The sequence below is a fragment of the Polaromonas sp. P1_E1_2 genome, assembly GCF_056406035.1.
The window spans coordinates 1-6,103 of the sequence record NZ_JBFUAZ010000222.1; the positions used below are offsets into that span (position 1 = coordinate 1).

The following is a 6,103-nucleotide window of genomic DNA, read 5'->3' on the forward strand; positions in this document are numbered from 1 at the left end:
AACAGCAGCTGTGCTGGCCCAGCCCAGCTTCGACGAAGGCTTTATGTACGTGATGTTCAAACTGCACGTTGACCTCTTTGCCGGACTCGCGGGCAAGCTCTTTCTGGGCTTCATGGGGCTCTTGCTGCTGGTGGCAATTGTCTCGGGTGTGGTGCTGTATGCGCCCTTCATGCGCAAGCTGGACTTCGGCACGGTGCGGCAGACCCGCCCGCGCGCCCGCTGGCTGGACCTGCACAACCTGCTGGGCATCGTGACGCTGGTGTGGGCCTTCACCGTGGGCGCCACGGGCATGATCAACACCTGGGCCGACCTGTTGATCAAGTACTGGCAGTACGACCAGTTGAGTTCGCTGCTGGCGCCTTACCAAGGGCAAAAACCGCCGGCACGCCTGGCCTCGGTGCAGCAGGCAGCTTCATCAGCGACCGCGCTGGCGCCTGAAATGAAGATGGCCTTTATCGCTTTTCCGGGTACGTCGTTTTCAAGCCCGCACCACTACACGGTGTTCCTGCGCGGCAATGAGCCCTTCAACTCGCGGCTGCTCAAGCCCGTGCTGGTGGACGCAGGCACCAACAAACTCACAGCCAGCCCGCCGCTTCCCTGGTACCTGACCGCGCTGCTCGTATCGCAGCCGCTGCACTTCGGCGACTACGGCGGCATGCCGATGCAAATCCTCTGGGCCCTGCTGGACATCGCGACCATCATCGTGCTGGGCAGCGGCCTTTACCTGTGGCTTGGACGGCGCAATCCGGCCAAAGCCGCGAAGCCGGAAAAAACAGCACCGGCAGGGCAAGCACCAGCGCCGCATGCCGCACGCCATGAAACGACTGGCGGTGCCGCGTGAGCGCAAAGGCCGATCCCGCGAAGGGCTCCGCTTTCTGGCGCCTGTGGCGCTGGCCCCTCGTGCTGGGCATGCTCAGCACCACCGGCCTGCTGACCGCGCTGGTGTCTGACGGCTGGGGCGACTGGTGGTGCTGGCTGGGGTTGGGCGTGCCCGTGGCTGTGATGGCCTGGTTCTCGTGGGTGCCCGGAGGGCCGCGCAAACGCTGAATGGGCGGGTGATTGGTTTTTTTGTTCTGGCGCGATATGTACAGTTAATCTGGCAGCACTTTGAAGCGAAGCACAAGAACACCAAAATTTCATGCTAAAAGTGCCAGAAACCCTTATAAAACGGGCGCAAGCAGCTCCTGATTTAATAGCAATCCAAAAGAACCCTCACTGGCCACGCTTGCCCAGGTGCGGCTGCCTGGCGCTTGAGTTCTGTCACCGCTCGAAGTGCGATGGTGGTGTGCCTGACCTTGGCGCCGGTGTGGCGTCTATAGCCATCACCGGCGGCAGGCCCGCCCAGGCTATAAAATTCAGGCTTGCTCACGCACGATCTGAGGGCGCGACCTGAAGGGATGCGTGGTGAGTCCCTTGCATCACCCAAAGCCCTTTCTCGTCCCCCATTTCTTTCCTCTTCTCTTCTTTTTCTCTCATGAGCGCCTTCAACACAGAACGCATTATTTCCGTCCACCACTGGACCGACTCACTATTTAGCTTCACCGCCACGCGCGATTCGGGCTTTCGCTTCGTCAACGGCCAGTTCACCATGATCGGCCTGCCCGTGGACGGCAAACCGCTGCTGCGCGCCTACAGTGTGGCCAGCGCCAACCATGAAGACCAGCTGGAGTTTTTCAGCATCAAGGTGCCGGACGGCCCGCTGACTTCGCGRCTGCAGCACTTGAAGCCGGGCGACGACATTCTGGTCGGCCGCAAGCCCACCGGCACGCTGTTGTTGCAAAACCTGCTGCCCGGCGGCACGCTGTGGCTGCTGGCCACCGGCACCGGTCTGGCGCCCTTTCTCTCTCTGATCAAGGATCCCGACACTTACGAGCGGTTTGAGCGCGTGGTGGTGGTGCACGGTTGCCGTACCAGCGCCGAGCTCGCCTACCGTGAGCTGATCGAGCACGAGCTGCACGAGCATGAGTTCCTGGGCGAGCTGGTGCGCGGACGCCTGATGTATTACCCCACCGTGACGCGCGAGCGCTTTCGCAACGAAGGCCGCATCACCGAGCTCATGCAGTCAGGCAAGCTGTATAGCGACCTGGGCTTGCCGGCGATCTCTATCGGGAACGACCGCCTGATGCTGTGCGGCAGCCCCGACATGCTGCGCGACATCAAGGCCATGCTGGAAGAGCGCGGCTTTGAGGAAGGCAACATGCAGCGAGCCGGCCACTTCGTGGTGGAACGCGCATTTGCCGAGCGCTGACTGACAACGGGAAACGTTTGCAATGCGAACGTTTCTCACAATCAAACGCAACCAGACCGCCCGCGCAGGGGAATGCTTGAGTTACGGCGTGCGGCCAGTGACAATGGGCGATCCGCACTACACAACGATAAGGAATTTCCATGAAAGGCGACGCAAAAGTCATCGCTCACCTGCAGGCGCAGCTGAAGAACGAGCTGACGGCCATCAACCAGTACTTTTTGCACTACCGCATGTACAAGCACTGGGGCCTGGACAAGCTGGCCAAGAAGGAATACGAAGAGTCCATCGGCGAAATGAAGCACGCCGACAAGTTGATGGACCGCATCTTCATGCTCGATGGCCTGCCCAACCTGCAGGACCTGGGCAAGCTGATGATCGGCGAGGATGTTCCAGAAGCCCTGAACTGCGACCTGAAAGCCGAAACCGGTGCACAGGCCACGATCAAGGATGGCATTGCCCACTGCGAAAGCGTACGCGACTATGTCTCGCGCGACCTGCTGCAGGAGATCCTCGATGACACCGAAGAGCACATCGACTTCCTGGAAACACAGATTGAACTGCTTGGCAAGGTTGGCCTGCAAAACTACCTGCAAAGCCAGATGGGCGAGCTGAGCTGAATGTGGTCTTGAAATAGCCCGGTGACATACCTGGCACAAAACAGACGGGGCACAGGCCCCGTTTTTTTGTTTGCGCCAACGCTGACCGCTCCTGGTTTTCAAAGCCCTTTTTGTCGCCCCCTAAATTTGGCCTTTTTGCCACACAACCACCGTTTTCGTCCCTATTCCCGCAACATTCAGACACATCAGATTACGAATCATTATCATTTGATATACACTTCGAGCGAACTTTACGAGCCAGCCAACTCGCGCCCCTGGGCATTCCGAGCCAGCCAAGCTTTTTCCTGAACCCGGTCCACCGCCTGCAAGGCAGGACCCTGCTTGGAGGCCATCTTGGCATACCCTTCCGCTCGCGCCGCACGCCCTGCGCGCAACAAAAAAAACCGCACCATGGGCGCCGACAACTTCACGCCGTTTGCCGGCCCGGTTGCCAATCCTGCCGCATCTTCCGACAAAACACTGCTCCCGCTTGGCGCGCTCATGCTGGCTGTTTCGGTGTCGGGCTGGGCCCAGAGCATCACCCCGACGCCCAGCACCGGCACCACGACCGCTACGTCGTCCACCTCTGCAACACCTGTTGAAGGCAGAAGCCTGGCCCCCGTCACGGTGACAGGCACACGCGATCGCGCCAGCCAGACCTACCAGAGCGGCATTACCAGTGTCGGCAAGATGCCCGTGCCGGCCAAGGACGTTCCCCAGTCGCTGACGGTCGTCAACGAAAAGCTGATGCATGACCAGGGCAAGGACAGCTTCAAGAGCGCACTCGAAAACGTCGTCGGCATCACCTTTGAAGCCGGCGAAGGCGGCCGGGTCGGCGACAACATCCGCATTCGCGGCTTCAGCGCGGCGGGCGACATCTACACCGACGGCATGCGCGACATTGCGCAGTACAACCGCGACAACTTCAACACCGAGCGCGTGGAAGTGCTTCGCGGCGCGGCCTCCATGCTGTTTGGCCGCGGTTCCACCGGCGGCGTGATCAACCAGGTCAGCAAGCAAGCCCGCCTGATCACCGAGCACGAAGTGAACGCCACCGTCGGCACCAAAGGCTATCAGCGCTACCAGGGCGACTTCAATTTCAAACTCGACGACGACGCAGCTTTGCGCATCAACGCCATGGCCACCGATGGCGATGGCCGCGGCGAAAATGCCAGCGCCTCCACCCATCGCCGCGGCCTGGCCCTGGACTACCGCTTCGGCATCGGCACAGCGAACGAATTTGAAATCAGCTACTACCACCTGCACTACAACGACAAGCCCGACTGGGGCTTTGCGTGGTTTAACAGCCGCCCTGCACCAGGCACCGACAAATATTGGTATGGCCTCAACACCGACTTCCAGAACGACAAGGCCGACGCTGTCACACTGAGCCATACCCACCGATGGACCGACGGCAGCAGCCTGAAAACCACGGTGCGCGACGGCTACTACTCACGCACGCTTCGCGCCACGCAGGCCAGCTTTGCCGCCGGCACAACCCTGGCCAACCTGAACGCCAACACGGTGGTGAGCCGCGGCGCCACCAGCGCCGGCAATGCCAAGGCGGGCAACGAACACCACACATTCCTGCAAACCGACTACCTCACGACCACTCAGTGGTTTGGCCGCAAGAACAGCCTGCTGATCGGCGCCGAGTACGCCGTGGAAAATTCTGACCGCCTCAGCTACCCCCTCCTGACGGGGGCCAAGCCGACCACCACTGTGGGCAATCCCATCAGCACCGGCATCGGGGGCAATTACACGCAGAGGCTGGAAACGGCATTCAAGGCCACTACGCTGGGCCTGTACATGCAGGACACGATTGACCTCACGCAGTACTGGAAACTGGTTGCCGGCCTGCGCGTGGACAACTTCAAGGCCGACTACCAACGGCCCACCGGCATACCACCCAACAACGGGACGCTCGCCAGATCCGACAGCCTGCTGAGCAAACGGCTGGGCGTGATATATCAGCCGACCGATGAGGTCAGCTACTACGCCGCCTATGGCACGTCGTTCAATACCTCCGGCGACCTGTATCAGTTCGACCCKAACTCTGCCAACACGCCGCCCGAGAGCAGCCGCAACATGGAAATTGGCGCCAAGTGGGAGCTCTACGGCGGTGACCTGTCACTGCGCGCAGCCCTGGCCCGCACAGAGAAGTACAACGAGCGCAACACCGACATCGACACGAGCACCAACTCTTACCTGTTGTCCGGCAAGCGGCACACCGATGCGCTGGAATTTGAGGTCGCCGGCCGCATCACGCCCCAGTGGGATGTCTTTGCGGGCATCGGTTTCCTGACGGCGAGAATCGACAAGACCGGCGCCACCGCCGAGATCGGACAAAACCCGGGGCTGAGCCCAAGCCGCCAGGCCAACCTGTTCACCACCTACCGCATCGGCGACAAGTGGCGTATCGGCGGCGGCTTCACCGCCGTCAGCACCAACAAGCCGGCCAATGCCGTCACGGCCACCAACCGGGTGCCGGGCTACGTGAAGGCCGACGCGCTGGTGGAATACCGCATCAATGAAAAAAACACCGTCAAGCTGAACATCGACAACCTGTTTGACAAGGTGTACTACAACACGTTGTACCGCGGCTTTGTGGCGCCCGGCGACGCACGCAGCGTGCGCGTAACGCTCACCAGCAAGTTCTGATTCAAAAGAACGTTTTCAAGGTTGGGCACCTGGGGGATACTCCGGGTGCCCATTTTTTTTCAGTCGCCTTTCGGGAAGCCCCACCATGCTGCTTCGCATTCAACAAGCCCTCAAGCCGGACGAACTCGCGCAGGTCCGCCAGCTGATCCTGGGCGCCGATTGGGCCGACGGCCGCATCACCGCCGGCAGCCAGAGCGGCACCGTCAAGAACAACCTGCAGCTGCCAGAAGAGCTGCCCGCCGCCCAGCAGGCGCGCCACATCGTGTCGGTGGCGCTGGCCCGTAATCCGATGTTCGTGACCGGGGCGCTGCCCAAATCGGTCTATCCGCCCCTCTTTAACCGCTACGGCGGCGACGCCAACAACTTCGGCAACCACATTGACAACGCGGTACGCACGCATGCCGCCACAGCACGGCACGTGCGCACCGATATTTCCTGCACACTGTTCCTGAGCGATCCGGCCAGCTATGACGGCGGCGAACTGGTCGTGCAAGACACCTACGGCGAGCAACGCATCAAGTTCGAGGCGGGCGACCTGGTCATGTACCCGGGCACATCGGTGCACCGCGTGGAGCCTGTCACGCGCGGTGAACGGCTG

At 61.2% G+C, this 6,103-nt stretch carries 6 protein-coding genes; all 6 read left to right on the forward strand.

All coding sequences use genetic code 11. From position 1 onward, the window contains the following. Positions 1-841, forward strand: an 841-nt coding sequence (locus AC1D1P_RS11935) for a PepSY-associated TM helix domain-containing protein (RefSeq protein ID WP_477673123.1), incomplete at its 5' end; no start/stop codon positions are given. Further along, entirely contained in the window at positions 838-1,047 is a 210-nt protein-coding gene (locus tag AC1D1P_RS11940; protein WP_477671006.1) for a hypothetical protein, read from the forward strand. The genes AC1D1P_RS11935 and AC1D1P_RS11940, both read left to right, overlap by 4 nt. 427 nt (positions 1,048-1,474) lie before the next feature. Further along, a complete protein-coding gene (locus AC1D1P_RS11945) occupies positions 1,475-2,248 on the forward strand; it encodes a ferredoxin--NADP reductase (RefSeq protein WP_477671007.1) in 774 nt (257 codons plus the stop codon). A gap of 140 nt (positions 2,249-2,388) precedes the next feature. Further along, positions 2,389-2,865: a bacterioferritin gene (bfr, locus tag AC1D1P_RS11950; RefSeq protein ID WP_457278807.1), complete on the forward strand. Its 477-nt coding sequence runs from the start codon at positions 2,389-2,391 to the stop codon at positions 2,863-2,865. 333 nt (positions 2,866-3,198) lie between these two features. After that, positions 3,199-5,505, forward strand: coding sequence for a TonB-dependent receptor (locus AC1D1P_RS11955; protein ID WP_477671008.1), 2,307 nt, complete (start codon positions 3,199-3,201; stop codon positions 5,503-5,505). 85 nt (positions 5,506-5,590) lie between these two features. Then, positions 5,591-6,103: Fe2+-dependent dioxygenase (locus AC1D1P_RS11960; protein ID WP_477673124.1), on the forward strand; the 513-nt coding region annotated here is incomplete at its 3' end.

What these genes read in the sequence shown, in the direction of transcription:
- bfr (WP_457278807.1), top strand. Translation starts at nt 2,389, where the DNA reads ATGAAAGGCGACGCAAAAGTCATCGCTCACCTGCAGGCGCAGCTGAAG.